The organism is Neobacillus drentensis (assembly GCF_036962765.1).
Taxonomy (GTDB): Bacteria; Bacillota; Bacilli; order Bacillales; family Cytobacillaceae; genus Neobacillus; species Neobacillus drentensis_C.
On record NZ_JBALOS010000440.1, the window covers coordinates 1 to 1237 of the forward strand.

Genomic DNA, 1237 nt, shown 5'->3' on the forward strand with positions numbered 1-1237 from the left:
GCTCCCTACTTATTATTTCTGCTAGTCATACCAGTTCTGGCAAAAATATATGAGTTATTAAATTCACGTTCACATAGATCTATTGATATTAGTACTTCCTTCGACCAGTCGATTCCGTTTTTGTCAGTTTTTATCATTCCCTACATCCTCTGGTATGCGTATATCTTTTGTTATCTTGTATACTTTTGTTTTAAGGACACAAAAGTATACCTGAAGACGTTACTTTTAATTGTTGCAGGAGAGTTAATTTGCTTTATTATTTATTTCTTTTTCCAAACAACAGTCCCAAGACCAACTATTGTAGGGGATAATTTCTTTAATAATCTAGTTCAATTTATTTACGCAAATGATCGTCCGTTTAATTGTTTCCCAAGTATCCATGTGCTTACCACATTTACAATAATGCTTGCATCACTTCATATTAAAAACAAGCATATTATTAACCATTTATGTATCCATATTATTGGGACATTAATCATTATTTCAACGCTATTTGTCAAGCAGCATGTCATTTTCGATATGATTGGATCCATGTTCCTTGTCACATTCCTTTATGGAATTGCATTTGAACTATTGTCTTTCAACCAAAAACCAGAAACAGCTCTCGTGAAAGAAAAATAGCTTCTGAATGTAATAAGGTAATAGTTTCCTGGCTAATAAAAAGAGTGTCTCTAGACACTCTGTTTTTTTTTGCAAGAAAAAAGCTTGTTTACTAATAATCCATTATAAAAATTAACTTAACGAATTAAGTCATATGAATTGTTTTAATATGTTGAAGATTAATAAAGACCGGATCTCCTTTTGCACCAATCAATTCCACAAAATTATCCTTTATTCCCTTTACTTTCCCAATTACATTTTCGTTCTCCCCGATATTAAAGACGATCAATTCTCCACTGAGCTTTTCAATTTGAACTTCAAACGATCTGGCAAAGGTTATATTGCTTGGATTTACTGGCAGATTTGCGTTACTTAGGCCGTATGGACGTTGATTATTTGTGTATGGTATTAACCATTTTAAATGGTTAAGGGAAATAAACATGGTTTTGTAGATAGGGGAGTAGAAAACAAAATAATTATTCATAATACTAATGATATACCCATGTAATGCTTGATTACTTGTCACATATATTTCTGAAAAAATACCTTTAGCTGCTGTCAATGTTTTTCTTAATGAGATTTCTTCGTTATTATTATAAATCGGTGTTGGTTCTTCATTAAGGGAAATACCATCGAA

2 protein-coding genes are annotated in these 1237 nt (G+C 31.5%); one reads left to right on the forward strand and one right to left on the reverse strand.

Translation table 11 applies throughout. The features are described from left to right. On the forward strand, positions 1-621 hold a 621-nt coding region (locus V7137_RS30500; RefSeq protein WP_335701533.1), incomplete at its 5' end, for a phosphatase PAP2 family protein. 124 nt (positions 622-745) lie between these two features. Here the strand turns inward: V7137_RS30500 and V7137_RS30505 are convergent. Beyond that, a partial coding sequence (locus V7137_RS30505) for a DUF2642 domain-containing protein (RefSeq protein WP_335701534.1) occupies positions 746-1237 on the reverse strand: 492 nt, incomplete at its 5' end.